We start from the raw sequence: 17,736 nt of genomic DNA on the forward strand, positions 1-17,736 counted from the left end.
GCCATGCTAAATGCCGCGACACCGTTATTATGCGTTGCCAATATCGAACAAAGTACCGGGTTTTATCAGTGCTTTGGTTTTGCGCTGGTGGCGCGCACCCGCGATGACGCACGCGGCGAAATCGTTTGGGCCATGCTGGCAAACAGCGAGGCGAAACCGGGGCGCGATCCGATCCGGCTGATGCTGGCCGCCCATGGCGGGGTGTCGCATGAAGAACGCAAGATGCGGCCATCCTTTAGTGCGATGGTGTGGTATCTGGAATGTGATGATGTGCCGGCATTGTTTGCGCGGCTTGGTAATGGCGGATATGCGCCTGAACCGATAGAGATGCTGGAAGACGGCAGTTTGCAGTTTTTTGTGCGTGACCCGGATGGCTATGAGATTGCCGTGACGGGCGGCGGCACCGTGCCCGACTGATTGGCGGGGCCTGCCAGCATTGAAGCGCATTCTCTGGTATGGCCGGGTTAGTCCGGATAATGGATTTTTAGCACTTCAAGCTCGTCTTCGCCCGCCGGGGTGCGCAGCGTGATGACATCGCCGACCTGACGTTTCATCAGCGCCCGGGCAACCGGGGACACCCAGCTTATTTTGCCTTTCAGGCTTTCGGCTTCGTCTTCGCCGACAATGCGAATGGTTTTTTCTTCGTCGCGGGCATTCACATAGGTGACTTCGGCCCCAAAAAAGATGCGCGAATGGTCGGGCTGGTCTTCAGAACGCACAATAACGGCATCCTCGATGCGTTTGCGCAGGTAACGCACCCGGCGGTCGATTTCGCGCAGGCGTTTTTTGCCATAGATGTAATCGCCGTTTTCGCTGCGGTCGCCATTGCCCGCCGCCCACGACACAATCGCCACGGTTTCGGGCCGGTCCTTTTTCCACAAACGGTCCAGTTCGGCGCGAAGCGTGGCAAGCCCTTGGGGGGTGATGTAAATTGGTTTGTCCATGCAGGGCTTTTATCGCAAAGACGGGGCGAGGCAAAGAGGGATCGCAGGGGCCGTTAAGTGGTTAGAGACAGCAGAGACGAAACAGGTAGCATTAATTTGCAATGCTGCCTGTTTGTCATGGTTTTGCGGCGGGGCGTTATGCCTTGCTGGCAACGCGATGTTCGGTGCGAAGGGCGGTATCGTTGATCGGGATATGGATGAGGGCGGCGAAAATGCCAAGGGCGATGGAAATGATCCAGACGGCATCGAAACTGCCAGTCATGTCATAAAGAACCCCGCCCAGCCACGCGCCAAAAAACGCGCCGATCTGATGGCTGAGCATGACCAGACCAAACAGGGTTGCCATATAGCGCGGGCCAAAAACCTGAGCAACGATACCGCTGGTAAGCGGCACGGTCGAGAGCCACAAGGCCCCCATCAGGGCCGAAAACAGCCAGATCGAATCAGCCGTTTTTGGGGCCAGCAGAAACACGAAAATCACCAGCGCCCGGGTGCCATAAATAAGCGACAGCCCCCATTTTTTGCGCCAGCGCCCGCCAAACCAGCCCGATGCCAGGGTGCCGACAATGTTAAACAGGCCAATTAACGCCAGCCCGTTGGCCGCAACCGAGGGCGGCAAACCGCAAAGCTGGGTAAAGGTGGGCAGGTGGGTGGCAATAACCGCAATGTGAAAGCCGCACACAAAAAAACCGGCATTTAACAACAGGAAACCCCGGTGTTTGCGGGCTTCGTGGAAGGCATCGATCAGGCTGGACGGGCCAAGGTCGGTGGCGGCGGTGGCACTGCCCGGCGTGTGGTCGGCGCGGCCCGTCAGGGCAAAGGCGGCTGGCATGATCAGAAGGCTGATCAGCGCGATCATGGCAAGCGCGCCAGCATAGCCAAGGCCGGAATTTAACGCCTGCGTGGTTGGTGCCATAACAAACTGACCAACCGAGCCCCCGGCACTGGCAAGGCCCAGCACAAAACTGCGCCGTTCGGGCGGGAAAACCCGGCTGATGGCGGCAAGAACCACGGCAAAGCTGGAGGCCCCAACGCCAATGCCAATCAAAAGCCCCGCCGTGGCATAAAGGGCAATTGGCGAGGATGCCTGCCCCATAAGATACAGACCCAGCGCATAAAAAACGGTGCCGCCGACAAGGGTGCGCGTGGTGCCAAACCTGTCTGCCAGCGCCCCGGCAACAGGCGCGGCCAGGCCCCATAACAGGTTTTGAATGGCAAAGGCCAAGCCAAAGATTGAGGCTGTCCAACCCGTGGCGGTAAGCATATCGGGGATGAACAGGCCCAGAGACGGGCGAATACCCAGATTGACGGCCAAAACCAGCCCGCCACAAAGCAGGACCAGCCACGGGAACCATTTGGCGGCTTTAATCGATGGGGACATGGTGCCTCGTTATGCCTTGTTACGTTAAAAAGATATGAGGCAGACTATGCCGGAGTGAAAATCATGCGTCCAATTCATAGGGTTCATCTATGCGATTACTTTTGTGCATGATGGCTGAGGCGGACGGTGCCTGTGCTTTTGCCCCTGCTGCATCGGTCACAATTTTGGCAAGGCCATCGAGAACCATGTCGATATCGGCACTGGTGGGGCGGCGCAGCAAAATAACCTTCATCGGCCAGCAGGCATCGGGGATATCGAGCAGCAAAAGAGAAGGTGCCGAGCGGCTGAGCTGGCAATATCGTTTTGCGGTAATGCCATAACCGATGCCTGCGGCAACCATTTCGATTTGCAAATCAAGGGCGGAAACTTCGAGTATTTCGCGAAAACTGACACCACGGCGATGGGCCAGAACATTGCCCAAGGCCCGAAACGAGCATCCCTCGGGCAGCAACACAAGCGGGCGCTCGGCCAGTTCGGCAATGGTGGTTGGCGGGTGGGGATCATCTGCCGGGCCAATGGGAACGATTTCATCGTCAAACAAGGCATCGAGACGGAAGGATTTGGGCAGATCGCTGCTGGGAATGCCGCCAATGCCGGTTTGCGGTTCGTCCATCGACAGCAAGCCATCAATTTCGCCGCGCCGTAACATGGGCAGCATTTCGCTGGCCCAGCCGGACCGCAGGCTGAGTTGTGTCTCGGGGAAATTTTGATGCAATTTGCGAATGGTTTGGGCGGTAACCAGCGGTGCCACCCCGTGCGATACGCCAATTTTAACCGGGCCGCCGGGCGTTGTGCCGGTTTTGACAATTTCGGCAAAGCCCGACAGGCGGCGCAACAGGTCGCGGGCCTCGGCCAGGGCGCGCTGCCCCGCCGGGGTCGGGCGCAGGGGTTTTGCGGCGCGGTCAAACAGGATGCAGCCGGTGCGGGTTTCAAGGCGCTGAATGCGCCGGGTAACGGCAGGCTGGGTTAAACCCAGCCGACCGGCCGCACCATGAAAGGATTTTTCCTCGGCAACGGCGATCAGGGTTTGTAATTCGCGGGTATCCATATTGCATCCCTTCACAAGCGCGAACGGTTATGCCCGGCTGCGTTATGATGCAACAAAGTGATCGCTATGATCAATGTGATTAATTTTGGTAATTACAGGGGCGCTACGGGTGAGGCAGCTTGCGGTGTTTGCGCGGTTTTCGCATTGTCCCGTGCCCGGCGTTTGGCCTTGTATGCGGCCGATGCCGCGCTATAGCCGCCTTCGCCGCCATCGAGAAAGTGAAAATGGGCATCATTGAGCACCGAGGGGACAATGCAGGTCATGATGGCGGTTTTTTGCCGATGCAGGCCAAACTGGATGCTGTTTTCGTGTTCGGCCCTGGTTAAAATCTGTTCAAGGTCGTCAAGCTGTTTGGCGGAACAATTGACTGTCATGAACAGGGCATCGCCAAACTTGCGATAGTCGGTATTCAGGGCGGTATAACGCCGATAATGGGCGGGGTCGAACGCGCCCAGTTTCCAGCCGGTTTTATCAAGGATAAAGGCCAGCGCCGCGGTCAGGATGACCTTGGCACGCGCGACAAACAATGACCCGCCCAAAGGGCGGCTTGCCAGGGCCTCAAGGGTTAGGCCCGCCGGGGGAAAGCGAAATAACGGGCCGTTTTCACCAACCGGGTGGGCATGGCGCGGGTCTTCGTCAAGCAGGTAAAGCACGTCATTGACGACAGCATCAAAGGCGGCGCGATTGTCTGTTGGCAAAACGATCAGCGAGACGATTGAGCCGTCGTTTGAGGCGGTAATCGACGACCAGCGGCACGACAACCCATTAAGATCGGGCTGGGCACCGGGCGGAGCGGAGGACACATGATGGTCGCTGTGGGCCTTCATTTGGGCTTCGGCCCAGTGAACACCTTCGCCGCTAAACATGGCGTAGCTGACGGCATCGGAAACGGCATAGCGCGCCACACGCACATCGCGCCCGGCGGCGCGGATTTCCGACATTTTAAACAGGGCAACGCGCAGTTCCAGCCCCAGGTTTTCGCGGGTCCAGCGCCGGGTTGCGCCCAGAGCAATGCGGATTTTATCAATTTGTTCGGGGGCGCAGGCAAAACTGGCCCCGTCGCCACCAAACATGAACGGATAGGCCGAATGGCCCAATGTGTTGCTAATTGCGGCAATCACGGCGGCCCCGGCCATATTTACCGCCTTGTAGCGCCCCTGTGCCACGGCCTCGGTCGAGGCCACAATATCGGCAATTCCGACATACCAGTCATCGGGCAGGGCATGATAACGGGCCGGGTCAAGAATTTGCCGAAAGTCGCTAAAAGTTGGAATGGCAAGGTAGGAATTGGGCACATCTTACTCGCTGGGCTGGTAAAAACGGGGTGCCCACCGTTAATAATGGGGCGGCGGAACGTCGTCTTCGGGGGCGGTTTGCATGAAATCGTTCATGCGTTTCATGTCTTCACCCAGTAAATGGTTACGCCGTTCCAAAACATCAATGCGGTCCCACTGGCGTTTGACCATCATCGACATATCCGTCATTGCCTGATCAAGGTGGGAAATGCGGGTTTCAAGTTCGATGATGCGGGTTTCAAGGTCTGTATCTGTCATGGGGCTCTGTATTTATGGATGGTGGGGAATGCGTCGTTGGCATTGGCACTGGGGTTTATCATGCCTGATGCCGGGGTAAACATAAATACAAACCTGTGGAGCATCCTGTGTGGCACGCTGTGGTGCAAAACACACATCCCCCCGGCGACAGGGCCGGGGGGATGATGGCGAATGCGTGAATGTCACAAGCTGGCAGGCCAGGGGTAGAAAATTAGTCTTCTTCGTAGATTTTGATCAGGGCGGAATGGTCCAGCTCGCCATCGCCAAGGTCGATCAGTTCGTCGTAAAGTTCCATTGCCAGACGCGCCATTGGCAGTTCCAGCCCCAGATCGGTTTCGGAAAATTCAAGTGCCTGATAAAGATCCTTGCGCTGGGTGATGGCGCGGCCGCCGGGTTCGAAATTGCGTTCGATCATGCGTTTGCCATGTTCCTGCAAAACAACGGAATCGGCAAAGCCGCCGGTTAGCGCCTCGCGCAGGCTGGCAATATTAACCCCGGCTTCTTCGGCCATGGAAAAAGATTCGGCAATGGCCGCAATGGTAACCCCAACAATCATTTGATTGGCGGCCTTGGCAATTTGCCCGGCACCGGCCTGCCCGACATGGGTAACACGGTTGCCCAGCACCTTGAAAATACGGTCAACCCGCTGAAAAATATCTGGCTCTCCCCCCACCATGATCGACAGCGTGCCCGATTGCGCACCTTGGGTACCGCCTGATACCGGGGCATCAAGCCATTCGCCGCCAGCATCTTCGACCGCATCGGCAAAACGGCGTGTGGCATCGACCGATGTGGTGCCCATGTCGATGACGATGGTGTCTTCTTCCAGACCATCAAGAACGCCGTCTTCGCCCATCAGCACATTTTCAACCGCGTCGGTATCGGCGACACAGATAATGACAATGGTGGCATTGGCCACGGCATCGGCCGGGGTGGCGGCGGTTTCAACGCCCAGATCCTCGAACATGTTTAATGTTTCGGGGTTGCGGGTGGTTACCGTCAGTTTGGCACCCGCCTTTTCCAGATTAAGGGCCATCGGGCGCCCCATAAGCCCCAGTCCGATGAAGGCTATGTTTTCGCCTGCCAGTGCGGTCATGACGGTGTGTTCCCTTTGTTCGTGCAAATTATTCAACGAAGACGGTGCGCCACCGCAAGGATGGTGCAAAAATGTTGGCATTCCCGCGCAAACAAACCGGTCCTGCAAAGGATGCCTGGTAGGTGCGGTGGGGGTTTTAGCGTGCGATCTTTACGTTTTAATGTGGCAAATCAGCGTCGAAATGCGTGGGTTCCTGCGGCAGTGCCGGTGGATTTATACGTCGCCGGGGCGCAAATAACGGGCGGCCATGGCCCGTTCGATGGCAGAGCCAACCAGACGATCAATATCAAGCCGGTGGCGGATCAGTTCGAGAATGCGCAGTTCTTCCTGGCTGATCTCGCCGTCCGACAGCACGATTTCGCAGGCAAACACATAAGCTGTTTCACGCATTTTTTTCGACAGGGCGTCGCGGATCAGGATAAGGGTATTGTCGAGCCCGTCTTCTTCGCCCAGACGTGCGGCGCAATCGCGTGTGACCTCGGTCAGGCGTTCGCTGTCAAATCCGGCGAAAACGGGAAGGTATCGAACCCGTCGCGCCATGGCCGAAAGTTCGGCGTCGGTAATGTCGTTGTCTGCCGCAGATACCATCACCATGGTGTAGATCAATGCGTCTTGATGCGAAATCACCGTTGTTCTCCTCGACAGTCCGGGTTTGACAAGGGCGTGAGGGCCGACCGGCCATAAGCCGCATCGTTCCCCAAGTTAGAACGGGAACCGGTTACCCGCAACTGTTTAACAGCGGGGATGGGCGAAAATTTTGTTTGCAAAGCATTTGAAAAAGAACCGTCGGGCCGTGTTTTTTCGGGGTGACACAAGGCGAAATCCGGATTTTGAATTAAATCAAGGGTTGATAATAAAACATATAATTCATCTAACAGGAGCCGTTGGTATGAGGAATGCGGGGAAATGCCCAGCGGTGCAAAAAGCCCTTTGCAGGGTGGTGGTGAAAAGCTATGGTCGCGCAGCTATAACAAAAACAGATAGAAAATAGCTGGGTAAATGGGAGCTAATATTTCAATTGACGTCGCCACGTCAGTAGCGGCACTGGTTTCGTGTGACCGTGTGCCTGCGGCAGTTATTGTTCCTGACCGGCAAGTGGTGATGGGCAATGCGGCATGGGCTGCCGTGTTTGGCGTGCCGATGCCCGAGGTGCCCGCATGGCAAGCCGTGAGCACCTGCTGGCAAATCTCCGAGGTTATCGATCGCGCCCGGTTAAGCCCCGATATGGTTGAACCGCAAGGCGAGACGTTTGTCATTCCGGTTGCGGGGATGGCACAGCATTATTTTTTGGGATGGTGGCTGCCGCTTGAAGGCGGGAATGTTATTCGGGTTGTGATTTTGACGCAGCAAGACCGGCTGATGTCATCGGGGTTGATGATTTCACCCTTGCCGGTTCTGGTGTTGGGGAAGGACGGCGCATTTCGCCACGGCAATGCCGCCGCCGAACTGGTGGCGCTGGCCGTGGGGCTGCCCAATGTTGCGGCCTTGGCGATCCCCAATGGACAACGCCCGTTAAGCGGCCCGGCCGAACCCGACGAAACCATGCGCTCGGTTCATTACGGGCAGCGTATTTTTCAATGGCGGCGGACCTTTTTGGCCGATAATGGCGGCATTGCGCTGTTTGGCCGTGATTGCACCCGCGAGGAAAGTTATCGCCGGGCGCTGGAACACGCGGTACACGGCATTGTTGATTTATCGGCCGACGGGCGGGTGACAGCGGTTAGTGATGCGGTGGCACCGCTGTTTGGTTTTGAGGATTCCCTTTCGGTTAAACGGGCCTATCTGGTTAATCCCGAAGCATTTTATGCCCGCGATGATGATTTTGTTGAATTGCGCCAGCATTTGCGCCGGGGTAACGGGTTTAGCGGCCGCGAAGTTGAAATGCGCCGTCAGGATGGCAGCCAGATATGGGTGCGGATGAATGCCACCATCATTCATGGTGAAGGCGGCATTTTGCTGGGTTATAGCATCACCCTGATTGATGTGACCAAAAGCCGCCAGGCCGAGCATGATTTGCGCCGCCGCCAGGAACGATATCGCGCGCTGGTGCAAACCGCAGGCAGCGTGATTATGTTTCTCGATACCGAAGGGCGGATACTGGAATATAACCGCGAAAGCGAATGGACCTTTGGCTATTCGTGGATGGAGGCGGCGGGCCGGAACTTTTTTGATTTACTGGTGGTGGAACGCGAGCGCCGCCTTGTTGCCACCCGCATTCACCGCATGATCGCCGGTGAAATTATCAAGGACGAAGTGATATCCATTCGCCGCAAGGACGGTGAAATTCGCCTGTTGCAATGGAATGCCCGCGCCCATTTTGCCGAAAACGGCAATGTTGGCGGGGTGATTTGCATTGGCCAGGATGTGACCGAGCGAACCGCCGTTGAACGTGCCCTGCGTTTGGCCGAAGAAAAATATCGCGGCATTTTTGAAAATTCAGCCGAAGGGCTGTATCAGGCCAAGCCGCTGGGGCCGTTATTGTCGGCCAATCCGGCTTTTGTATCGATCCTTGGCTTTAGCGACGAAAGTGAACTTATTCTTAAAAAGGCGCAGGCCAGTGACGGGTTTTATTTGCAACCGGGCATTCGGTTGCAATTTACCGGGCGATTGTTGCGCGATGGCATTGTGCAGGGGTTTGAAGCCGAACTGCGCCGCGGTGATGGCAAAATTATCTGGATTGAGGAAAACGCCCGCCTGATCCGGGATGATCGCGGGGTGCCGGTTTTGATTGAAGGATCTATTACCGATATTACCGACCGCAAACGGTCGGAAGCGCGTATTCAGTTTTTGGCCCATCATGACGGGTTAACCGGGCTTCCCAACCGGACGCTGTTTCAGGAACGCCTGGCAAGTGCGGTGGCGCGCGGCAAGCGCGAGCATAGCAGTTTTGTTTTGATGCTGTTTGATCTGGATAATTTCAAGGACATCAACGATACGCTGGGCCACCCGATTGGCGATTTGTTGCTGCAAGGGGTGGGCGAACGCATGCGGGTGCGGCTGCGCAACGAGGATGTGGTGGCCCGCTTGGGCGGCGATGAATTTGCCGTATTGCTGCACGAGCCCGGATCGGCCGAGGAAATAGCCCTTGTTGCCCAGCGCCTGATTGAACGGGTAAGCGAGCGCTTCATGCTCGAAGGCAACGAGGTTCTGGTGTCGACATCGGTGGGGATTTGCGTTTATCCCAGAGACGGGCGCGACGAAAAAGACCTTTTGCGCAATGTTGATCTCGCCCTTTATTGTTCCAAGGCCGAAGGGCGCAACCGGTATCATTTTTTTGAAACCCGGTTGCAGTTGGAGGTACAGGAACGCAAGGCGCTGGAGCGCGATTTGTCGCGCGCGATTGCCAATGACGAGTTCGAACTGTTTTACCAGCCGATCATTGATGTGATTGATCACAAGATTATTGGCATGGAAGCCCTGGTGCGCTGGTTCCATCCGTCGCGCGGGATGGTCAGCCCGGTCGATTTTATTCCGGTGGCCGAACGCATGGGCATTATTGCCGAAGTGGGCAAATGGGTTTTGAACAATGCCTGTATTCAAACCCGTAAATGGCGTGAAGCCGGGCTGGGCAAACTTTTGATTTCGGTGAACCTGTCGCCGCTGGAGCTCGCGCGCCACGAGGACCTGATTGAAAGTGTGGGCAATGCCCTGGAACGCACCGGGCTGGACCCGCACCAGTTGCAGTTTGAAGTGACCGAAGGGGCAATGATGGCCAACCCGCGTGAAGCGGCGATTACGCTGGGCATGTTGCGCAATCAGGGCATCAGAATTGCGATTGACGATTTTGGCACCGGCTATTCGTCGCTGGCGTATTTAAAGCGGTTTCCGGTGGATAAACTGAAAATTGACCGGTCGTTTATTGTTGATATGGACGAAGAAGACGGCAATTCGGCCATTGTGCGTGCGGTGGTGTTTATGGCGCGCTCCTTTGGTATGTCGGTCAATGTCGAGGGGATTGAAACCGAAACCCAGCTTGACCGGATCAGTGCCGAAGGGGTGGATGAATTGCAGGGATTCTATTTTAGTAAACCCTTGCCCGCCCCCGAAATGGAAGCCCTTTTAAACGTGCAATTACAAGCCGAACTTACACCCCGTATAACACATTAAGCAGCACAGCCCTGCAGCTATGATCTGGCACCCTGAGCCTTAATATCCTGTTCGGTCGGTGATGGTTATTGCTGCTGTGGTTTTTGGGATTTGCTGAGCCATGCCCGGAGTTCTTTTTCGGCGGCGGCCAGCCCCTCGCGGTTAATGATTTTGCGGGCAATGGCGCTGGAAACCGCGCGGGCCCGTTTGTTAAGCAAGATGCCCATATCATTTTGGTCAAGGGCACCGACGTCAAGTTTGTCATACAGGGATAACAAGCGGTTCTGGACCGTGCGCAGTGAGAGTTTGCGCCGTGTGGCAATGGCTTTGTCTGGCAGGCCAAGGGCGACATCAAGCAAGATGACATATTCAAACTCGGTCAGCGCACTGTGCGACCGCATTTGCTGATTTTGTATCTGGTGGACTTCACGATCAACAACGATTTGGGCTTCGATTAGAACAGCACGCAAGGCCAGCCGCATTTTGTCCGGTGTGGCCGTTTTTAACACATAGCCATAAGTTGCCTGAGGAGGAACGATAGTGGCAATGCCCCGCAAATAGGCTTCGTCCGAATAATTTGACCAGAAAAGAATACGGGTATCGGGGCATCTGGCCCAGATGGTTCTGGCGGCCTCGATGCCGTTATGTTCTTTCATGCGCAAATCCATCACGATGGCCCAAATCTTATGCTGCTGGGCCAGTATTTCGCCTTCTTTGCCATCCCGGGCAATCACGATTTCGTTAAATTCCGGCAGCGCACTTTCGACGATTTCCTTGAGGAAATCGGCATGCATTTTGTCGTCTTCAACCAGCAATATTTTCATGGGCCGACCCTTCGGTATTTTTGGCCGCTTGTGGCAGCTTTATTGTTATTTGCGTTCCGTTCGTGGTGCGAAGTTCATATTGCGCCCCGATAAGTTGGGCACGGGTTTTCATATGGGCCAGCCCACGTCGGGTTTTGCGATCGGACAGTCGGAACGTCCCGTCATCGGCAATCCTGATTTTCAGATATCCGTTGGAATCATGACATACAAGAACGGAAATGTGGGCTGCCCCCGAATGCAGGACGGCATTATTGGTGGCCTCCTGGCAGATGCGGAAAACGGCGATACGGATGGTGTCGGGCAAGGTATCAACGGCACCGCCGGTCAGATCCTCGACCTTGAACTGCATTGTGCTTTCGCGGCTGACGGCGCGTTCCATATGGGTGGCGATGGCATGATGAAAGCCGAAAAGCTCCAGAATGGACGGAATCGATGTGTCAATGATATCGCGCAAATCCTGTATCATGTTTTGTATCTGCTGTTGCAGGCGATGATGCTGTATTTCGGTCAGTCCCGGATGGATGTCACGCGCGATACGGGTTAAATCTGCCAGCGTCTGATCATGTAAATCCATGCCAATCCGTTGTCGTTCCGCTTCCAGCGCATCGGTCAGGCTGAGCGCGCCAAGACGCAAACCTTCTTCCCGTGCAAGGATTTCGGCGCGAAATATCGCTTCCTTGCTGGCTTTTTCATTGGCCCGCAAGGCATAAAAATATGGGGCCAGGATATCGGCCAGAATGCGCACCTGTTCGACGTGGCGCTGAGTATAGAAATTTTCCTTTTGAGACGAACAGTTCAACGAACCGACAACTTCGCCCAGAACCTTCATTGCGACATTTACGCGACTGCGAAACTCGTGATGCAGGATCGGCGCGCTTATGGCATCGGGGAAAATATAACGCGGGTCTTTAAGGGCATTGCCGGTCAGAAGATAGTCGGTTCGGCCCAAAAGAATGTCGCGGACCGGCGATTTGTTTACCAGCGATCGCGAGGCGCTCCAGCTTGTTTGCAGCCCCACTTCGTAGGATGTGTTCCATGTTTTGTCTGTGTCTGTCAGGCAGACATCAAGATGATCAAATTCGATAATCTTGTCGATTTCCGATTTTACGGAATGCAAGGCAGAATGGATATCGAGATTGCCTGCAAGAAGATTGGAAATGCGCAGGTAATGAGCGAGATCCGACATGAAGGCTTCCTCCTGCGATGAGCATATGACGGTGGATTTGATTTGTCTTGCGGGAACCCGCAACACTGGTGTGTGAACCCGCAACGCTGGTGCGGCGAGCGCTCTTTACGATTTTGCCGGGATCACCCTAAATCATATTACGTAAAAAAAGATAATCCCGTCGCGCTACAAGGCGGGGAAGTTGAAACAAAACAAGTAAACCAAGACGTGGCATCGTCGCGTCAGGGAGGAAAAATGACATTCAAGACCATGCTTCTGGGCGTGATTGCGGGGACTGTAATTGTCGCGTCAGGCCATGCGATGGCCGATACTGCCGATAAACGTATTGCCTTTTCCAACAATTATGCCGGCAATTCCTGGCGCCAGGCCATGCTGGAAAGCTGGGAAAAGGTTGCCGGGGCGGCTGCTAAAAATGGCACTGTCGCCGCTGCCGATGCCTTTACCACATCGGAAAACCAGGCGACCGAGCAGGCCGCCCAAATTCAGAATATGATCCTGCAGGGCTATGACGCCATTGTTATAGATGCGGCATCCCCGACGGCGATTAACGGTGCGATCAGGGAAGCCTGCGATGCCGGTATTATCGTGGTTTCCTTTGATGGTATCGTTACCGAACCCTGTGCATGGCGCATTGCGGTTGATTTCAAACAGATGGGCCGCGACCAGATTAAATACCTGGAAAAACGCTATCCCGATGGGGGCAACCTTCTTGAAATTCGCGGTCTTGCCGGGGTGTTCGTTGATGATGAAATCAGCGCGGGTATCCATGAAGGCGTAGAGGGCACCAAATTCAAGATTGTGGGGTCGGTGCATGGGGACTGGGCACAGGATGTGGCCCAGAAAGCCGTTGCCGGCATTTTGCCCAGCCTGCCCGAGATCGCGGGGGTCGTTACCCAGGGCGGCGATGGATATGGTGCCGCACAGGCTTTTGCGGCGGCCAACCGGCCAACCCCAACCATCATTATGGGCAACCGTCAGGATGAACTGAAATGGTGGTCCGAGCAAAACGCGAAAAACGGGTATGAAACGACCTCGCTGTCGATTGCGCCAGGTGTAAGCACGCTGGCTTTCTGGGTGGCGCAGCAAATTCTGGATGGTGCTGATGTTGCCAAAGATCTGACCGTGCCGATTTTGCGTGTTGATCAGGGTGACCTTGAGAAGATGCTCAAGAGTACGCCGGAAGGCTCGGTCGCCAATGTGGAATATTCATTGGATGACGCGAAAAACCTGATCAAATCGACGAAGTAAGGCGACGCGATTATGGTGGTAAACCAAAAAGGGATCGGCACCGGAAAGGTGCCGATCATTGCTTTGGCGGGCATCGGGGTTTCTTTCGGCGCGGTAAAGGCCCTGAGCGATATCGAGCTTGCCATCATGCCGGGTGAATGTGTCGGGGTGGTGGGTCATAACGGTGCGGGCAAATCGACCCTGGTTAACGTGATTAATGGCCGTTTGTCCCCGACGACGGGTGATGCCAGCTATGATGGCGGGGACAGCAAGGCTGATTTTCGGAATTCCCTGCGGGCCAGAAATGCCGGGATACGAAGTGTGTTTCAGGAATTGTCGCTATGCCCCAACCTGACGGTTCTGGAAAATTTACGCATTCCCTATCGGAAAATGCCGTGGCGCAACTGGCGCGGCAACGCCGCATTGGCGGTGCGCGCATCTCTGGACGCCATTTTTCCCGGCAACGGAATTGATCCCTATCGCGTGGTTGGTGATCTGTCGATTGCCGAACGCCAGATGGTTGAAATTGCGATTGCCTTTTCCGGGCGCGATATTGATGCCCGACTGGTGATCCTTGATGAGCCGACATCATCCCTTGATGGCGCGATTGCAGATCAATTACTGGATTATATCGGTCGGTTTTGCGCCAAAGGCGGGGCGATTATCTTTATTTCCCACATGCTAGGCGAAATTTTCAAAGTGGCGAGCCGCCTTGTGGTGATGAAAGACGGGCGCATTCTTGCCAATGATGATGCCGAAAACTTTACCCGCGACAGCCTTGTCGACGCGATGGGCCATGTTGTGCCCGACGCAGCAGACGTGGCGGCGGCGCGAAAGCACAAAGAATTTGGCCCCGAAGTTTTAAGAATGGAAAATGGCCTGACGGCGCGCAAGGGCGAAATTGTCGGGCTGGCGGGCCTGGCCGGGCATGGACAGGCCGAGGCATTGGCGCAGTGTTTTCTCGAACGGTCGTCGGACTGGCGCGCCACCCGTGAACCTGCCGTGGTTTTTGTTGCTGGTGACCGCGGACGCGATGGTGTGATGCCGCTGTGGTCGATCATGCGCAATCTGAGTTTGCAGACCCTTGTGGAGTTTAGCCGCCGTTTTCTGGTCGATTGCAAGGGGGAAAAGGCGCTGGCACAGCAATGGCACCACAAAATCGGCATTAAAACCGACAATCTTGAAAGTTCGATTTTGTCGCTTTCCGGCGGTAATCAGCAAAAGGTGCTGTTTTCACGGGCTTTGGCATCGATAGCCCCGATTGTGGTGATGGATGACCCGATGCGCGGCGTGGATGTTGGCACCAAAAAGGAAGTTTATCGCATGATCCGCGATGAAGCCGAAAAAGGCCGGACATTTTTGTGGTATTCGACCGAAACCGACGAAATTCTGGAATGTGATCGCGTTTTTGTTTTTCGCGACAGTGCAATTGCCGCTGAGCTAACCGGCGATGACATTACCGAAGAAAACATGCTGCGTGCATCGTTCGAGATGCAGGAGGCCGCCCCATGAACCGCGATCATTTGCGTATTTTATTGCCGGTTTTATCGCTGGCGATTTTGTTGGCGGCGGTGTTTTATCTGCAACCCCGCGCCATGAGCTATTTCGGACTTAACCTTCTGTTTAATCTGGCGGTTCCGGTTGCCTTGGCGACCATAGCCCAGATGATGATCCTGATGGTGAACGACATTGATTTGTCGATTGGTACCTTTGTCAGTTTTTGTGCCTGTGTGACGGCGACCTTTGTGCAGTCTGATCCCGTGATCGGCTATGCCATCTTGCTCGCAGCGATCCTTGTTTATGCCGGAATGGGGGCGGTTATTCATGCCCGTGGCCTGCCGGCGATTGTTGTGACACTGGGCATGTCTTTTTTCTGGTCGGGGTTGGCGATTTTGATTTTGCCGTCGCCTGGCGGGGCCGCACCGGACTGGCTCCGGGCGATGATGAAAGCCAAGCCACCTTTTTTGCCGGTGGCGATTATTGCGCCGATCCTGATTGGGCTGATTATGCATTATTTTGTTAAGCGGTCTTCGTTGGGGGTGTTGCTGCGCGGTGTTGGCGGCAATGCACAGGCGATTGAGCGTTCTGGGTGGTCTGTTCTGGGGCTTAAGGCGATTGCCTATGGCATTGCCGGGCTGTTTGGGGTGCTGGCCGGGATGGCCCTTGTGGGGTTGACGACATCGGCCGATGCCAACATTGCGTTGCGCTATACCCTGTTGTCGATTGCCGGGGTAATTTTGGGTGGTGGCGAGTTTACCGGGGGGCGGGTGTCGCCTATCGGGGCCGTTATTGGCGCGCTGACCCTGACATTGGCGGCAAGTTTTCTATCGTTTTTGCATCTGTCGTCTGACTGGCAGATTGGTGCGCAAGGGGCGATCCTGATTTTGGTGCTTGCGGTGCGGCTTGTCTTTACCCGGCGGGAGGCACTGGCATGACCATGACTGCCAAAAACAATGCCGTTCCTACGCCAAAGCAAGGGGTTAAATATCTGCTTGGCGCATTATCACGCAAGGCGTGGATATGGGCTTATCTGGCGGCTGGTGCCACCTATGTTGCCGCCATTCTGGCCGGTTCGGGCGGCGGCGGTGGCGGGATTTGGTCTTTGCTTTACGTTGCTTTTACATTTGCCTCCTTCGCCGTAATGGTGGGGATTGGCCAGATGTTTGTTGTGACATTGGGGCCGGGCAATGTGGACCTTTCCATTCCGGCAACCATGACCCTTGCCGGGACCGTTGCGCTAAAATTCATGGCAAGCGATGGCGCCCTTGTTGTGCCGGGGCTGTTGATTGCCATTGGCGTCGGGTTGGCGTGCGGGCTGTTTAACTTTGGCCTGATTTTGCTGATGCGCATTCCACCCATTATTGCCACGCTGTCGTCGTCATTTTTGTTTCAGTCGCTGGCGATCTGGTCAAACCGGGGCTTGCGGATCAAACCGCCGCAAAGTCTGGCTGATTTTGCGACCGGGGGCACGGTTGGTATTCCCAATGCCGCGCTGGTGGCACTGCTGGTATCCGTGCTGGCGTGGGTCATTTTGGAAAAGGCCATTGTCGGGCGCTGGATATTGGCAACGGGCCAAAACAAGCGCGCGGCCCGTTTGGGCGGTGTGCCGGTCAATGCGGTGCATTTCGGGGTGTATGTCGGCTGTGCGGTTCTGGCGGGGCTTACCGGTTTTATGCTGGCCAGTTTTTCCGGCGGGGCCAACCTTAATATGGGAACGGAATATATGCTGATGTCGATTGCGGTGGTTGTGATTGGCGGATCGTCGATTGCCGGGGGAAATTCAAATGTTCCCGGTATCTGGGCGGCGGCGCTTTTCATGTTTCTGCTGGTGTCGATGCTGAATTCCTATGGCCTGGGTGCCGGGGTGCGTTTGATCCTGACCGGGTTGATTATTGTGTCTGTGGTTGCACTGGCCAGCAAAAAAAGGGGCAGGGTATGAACGGACCCTATGAAATTGTTGATGAGCGTTTTCGCGACCTTGTGTTGCTTAATGTCAGTCTGCGCAAGCTGTCGAGCGGGCATTTATGGACAGAGGGGCCAGTGTGGTTTGCCGCCCATCAATGCCTGTTATTTTCCGATATTCCCAATCAGAAAATCTATCGCTGGATGTGTGATGGCACGGTGAATGTATTTCGCGACAAGTCTGATTTTGCCAATGGCAATACCACGGACCCGCAAGGCCGCCTGATCAGTTGCCAGCACGGGACGCGGACTGTGACCCGTACCGGGCATGATGGCCGCATTACAACACTGGCTGATCAGTTCGACGGAAAACGCCTTAATTCGCCCAACGATGTGGTGGTTAAATCCGATGGTAGTATCTGGTTTACCGACCCGACATACGGGATTTTGTCCGATTACGAGGGGTATAAATCCGCCCCCGAACAAAGCCATCACCATGTTTTCCGCCTGGCCCCTGATACCGGCGTCCTTTTGCCGGTTGCATGGGATTTTACGCAGCCAAACGGTTTGGCTTTTTCGCCCGACGAGACGCGGCTTTATGTTGCGGAATCGGGGCGCAGCCATGATGACACCGTGCCTGCTGTTATCCGCGTTTACGATGTGGGGGCGGATAATTCACTTGAAAACGGGCGGAACTTTGCGTCGGTTGATACGGGAATCCCTGACGGGTTACGGGTTGATTGCCACGGCAATGTCTGGAGCTCGGCCGCCGATGGTGTGCATTGTTTTGATGCCAGGGGTGTTTTGCTGGGTAAAATTCTGGTTCCCGAGACCGTATCAAACCTGACATTTGGTGGACCGCGCGGCAACGAGTTGCTGATAACGGCAACAACCAGTGTTTATGCCATCCACGTTAACAGTGCTGCTGCCATCGCTTGAGGCGAGTGAGCGTTGATTATGAGGTGCGCGGATATTACGGCCATTAGGGC

Annotated in this window: 16 protein-coding genes; 7 read left to right on the plus strand and 9 right to left on the minus strand. The window is 55.4% G+C overall.

Annotated elements, in window-relative coordinates; all coding sequences use genetic code 11:
• Window positions 1–3 precede the first annotated feature (3 nt).
• The gene (locus TMES_RS07380; protein ID WP_085580950.1) at window positions 4–417 is read left to right on the plus strand and encodes a VOC family protein; all 414 of its coding nucleotides are present in this window, start codon (window positions 4–6) and stop codon (window positions 415–417) included.
• 47 nt (window positions 418–464) lie between these two features.
• On the opposite strand, the gene greB is transcribed toward TMES_RS07380, so the two are convergent.
• The 7 genes from greB to TMES_RS07415 form a co-directional block, all read right to left on the minus strand.
• Entirely contained in the window at window positions 465–944 is a 480-nt protein-coding gene (gene greB / locus TMES_RS07385) for a transcription elongation factor GreB (RefSeq protein WP_085580952.1), read from the minus strand.
• A 136-nt stretch (window positions 945–1,080) separates the two neighbouring features.
• A complete protein-coding gene (locus tag TMES_RS07390) occupies window positions 1,081–2,325 on the minus strand; it encodes an MFS transporter (protein WP_085580954.1) in 1,245 nt (414 codons plus the stop codon).
• Window positions 2,326–2,386: 61 nt separating this feature from the next.
• On the minus strand, window positions 2,387–3,373 hold the full coding sequence (locus TMES_RS07395; RefSeq protein ID WP_085580956.1) for a LysR family transcriptional regulator: 987 nt from the start codon (window positions 3,371–3,373) through the stop codon (window positions 2,387–2,389).
• A 92-nt stretch (window positions 3,374–3,465) separates the two neighbouring features.
• A complete protein-coding gene (locus tag TMES_RS07400; protein ID WP_085580959.1) occupies window positions 3,466–4,668 on the minus strand; it encodes a DUF3095 domain-containing protein in 1,203 nt (400 codons plus the stop codon).
• Window positions 4,669–4,707: 39 nt separating this feature from the next.
• A complete protein-coding gene (locus tag TMES_RS07405) occupies window positions 4,708–4,926 on the minus strand; it encodes a SlyX family protein (RefSeq protein WP_085580960.1) in 219 nt (72 codons plus the stop codon).
• Between the two features lie 211 nt (window positions 4,927–5,137).
• On the minus strand, window positions 5,138–6,103 hold the full coding sequence (locus TMES_RS07410; RefSeq protein ID WP_143589565.1) for an NAD(P)-dependent oxidoreductase: 966 nt from the start codon (window positions 6,101–6,103) through the stop codon (window positions 5,138–5,140).
• Between the two features lie 132 nt (window positions 6,104–6,235).
• Window positions 6,236–6,649 carry a tellurite resistance TerB family protein gene (locus TMES_RS07415; protein ID WP_085580964.1) on the minus strand — a complete coding sequence of 138 codons (414 nt, stop codon included), beginning with the start codon at window positions 6,647–6,649 and terminating at the stop codon, window positions 6,236–6,238.
• Window positions 6,650–7,021: 372 nt separating this feature from the next.
• On the opposite strand from TMES_RS07415, the gene TMES_RS07420 reads away from it, so the two are divergent.
• A complete protein-coding gene (locus TMES_RS07420) occupies window positions 7,022–10,129 on the plus strand; it encodes a sensor domain-containing protein (protein WP_085580966.1) in 3,108 nt (1,035 codons plus the stop codon).
• A gap of 65 nt (window positions 10,130–10,194) precedes the next feature.
• Here the strand turns inward: TMES_RS07420 and TMES_RS07425 are convergent, their stop codons facing one another.
• Both TMES_RS07425 and TMES_RS07430 read right to left on the minus strand, forming a co-directional pair.
• Complete coding sequence (locus TMES_RS07425) at window positions 10,195–10,932, minus strand: response regulator transcription factor (protein WP_085580968.1); 738 nt, start codon at window positions 10,930–10,932, stop codon at window positions 10,195–10,197.
• The gene (locus TMES_RS07430) at window positions 10,913–12,118 is read right to left on the minus strand and encodes a GAF domain-containing sensor histidine kinase (RefSeq protein WP_085580969.1); all 1,206 of its coding nucleotides are present in this window, start codon (window positions 12,116–12,118) and stop codon (window positions 10,913–10,915) included. Before TMES_RS07430 ends, TMES_RS07425 begins: the two co-directional genes overlap by 20 nt.
• Window positions 12,119–12,352: 234 nt before the next feature.
• Between TMES_RS07430 and TMES_RS07435 the strand changes: the two genes are divergently transcribed.
• The 5 genes from TMES_RS07435 to TMES_RS07455 are packed head-to-tail and all read left to right on the plus strand — an operon-like array spanning window position 12,353 to window position 17,686.
• Window positions 12,353–13,366: an ABC transporter substrate-binding protein gene (locus tag TMES_RS07435; RefSeq protein WP_085580971.1), complete on the plus strand. Its 1,014-nt coding sequence runs from the start codon at window positions 12,353–12,355 to the stop codon at window positions 13,364–13,366.
• 12 nt (window positions 13,367–13,378) lie between these two features.
• The gene (locus tag TMES_RS07440) at window positions 13,379–14,857 is read left to right on the plus strand and encodes a sugar ABC transporter ATP-binding protein (RefSeq protein WP_085580974.1); all 1,479 of its coding nucleotides are present in this window, start codon (window positions 13,379–13,381) and stop codon (window positions 14,855–14,857) included.
• The gene (locus TMES_RS07445) at window positions 14,854–15,780 is read left to right on the plus strand and encodes an ABC transporter permease (RefSeq protein WP_085580976.1); all 927 of its coding nucleotides are present in this window, start codon (window positions 14,854–14,856) and stop codon (window positions 15,778–15,780) included. The genes TMES_RS07440 and TMES_RS07445 overlap by 4 nt, the downstream gene beginning before the upstream one ends.
• Window positions 15,777–16,784 (plus strand): ABC transporter permease, encoded by a 1,008-nt coding sequence (locus TMES_RS07450; RefSeq protein WP_211275880.1) that lies wholly within the window; start codon window positions 15,777–15,779, stop codon window positions 16,782–16,784. The genes TMES_RS07445 and TMES_RS07450 overlap by 4 nt, the downstream gene beginning before the upstream one ends.
• Window positions 16,781–17,686, plus strand: coding sequence for an SMP-30/gluconolactonase/LRE family protein (locus TMES_RS07455; RefSeq protein ID WP_085580978.1), 906 nt, complete (start codon window positions 16,781–16,783; stop codon window positions 17,684–17,686). Before TMES_RS07450 ends, TMES_RS07455 begins: the two co-directional genes overlap by 4 nt.
• The last annotated feature ends 50 nt before the right edge of the window (window positions 17,687–17,736 follow it).

Source organism: Thalassospira mesophila, from assembly GCF_002115755.1.
Classification (GTDB): Bacteria; Pseudomonadota; Alphaproteobacteria; order Rhodospirillales; family Thalassospiraceae; genus Thalassospira; species Thalassospira mesophila.

Coding starts and splice junctions, on each gene's coding strand:
- greB (WP_085580952.1), bottom strand. CDS start 944: ATGGACAAACCAATTTACATCACCCCCCAAGGGCTTGCCACGCTTCGC.
- TMES_RS07445 (WP_085580976.1), top strand. CDS start 14,854: ATGAACCGCGATCATTTGCGTATTTTATTGCCGGTTTTATCGCTGGCG.
- TMES_RS07425 (WP_085580968.1), bottom strand. CDS start 10,932: ATGAAAATATTGCTGGTTGAAGACGACAAAATGCATGCCGATTTCCTC.
- TMES_RS07430 (WP_085580969.1), bottom strand. CDS start 12,118: ATGTCGGATCTCGCTCATTACCTGCGCATTTCCAATCTTCTTGCAGGC.
- TMES_RS07450 (WP_211275880.1), top strand. CDS start 15,777: ATGACCATGACTGCCAAAAACAATGCCGTTCCTACGCCAAAGCAAGGG.
- TMES_RS07420 (WP_085580966.1), top strand. CDS start 7,022: ATGGGAGCTAATATTTCAATTGACGTCGCCACGTCAGTAGCGGCACTG.
- TMES_RS07455 (WP_085580978.1), top strand. CDS start 16,781: ATGAACGGACCCTATGAAATTGTTGATGAGCGTTTTCGCGACCTTGTG.
- TMES_RS07395 (WP_085580956.1), bottom strand. CDS start 3,373: ATGGATACCCGCGAATTACAAACCCTGATCGCCGTTGCCGAGGAAAAA.
- TMES_RS07435 (WP_085580971.1), top strand. CDS start 12,353: ATGACATTCAAGACCATGCTTCTGGGCGTGATTGCGGGGACTGTAATT.
- TMES_RS07440 (WP_085580974.1), top strand. CDS start 13,379: ATGGTGGTAAACCAAAAAGGGATCGGCACCGGAAAGGTGCCGATCATT.
- TMES_RS07410 (WP_143589565.1), bottom strand. CDS start 6,103: ATGCCAACATTTTTGCACCATCCTTGCGGTGGCGCACCGTCTTCGTTG.
- TMES_RS07380 (WP_085580950.1), top strand. CDS start 4: ATGCTAAATGCCGCGACACCGTTATTATGCGTTGCCAATATCGAACAA.
- TMES_RS07405 (WP_085580960.1), bottom strand. CDS start 4,926: ATGACAGATACAGACCTTGAAACCCGCATCATCGAACTTGAAACCCGC.
- TMES_RS07390 (WP_085580954.1), bottom strand. CDS start 2,325: ATGTCCCCATCGATTAAAGCCGCCAAATGGTTCCCGTGGCTGGTCCTG.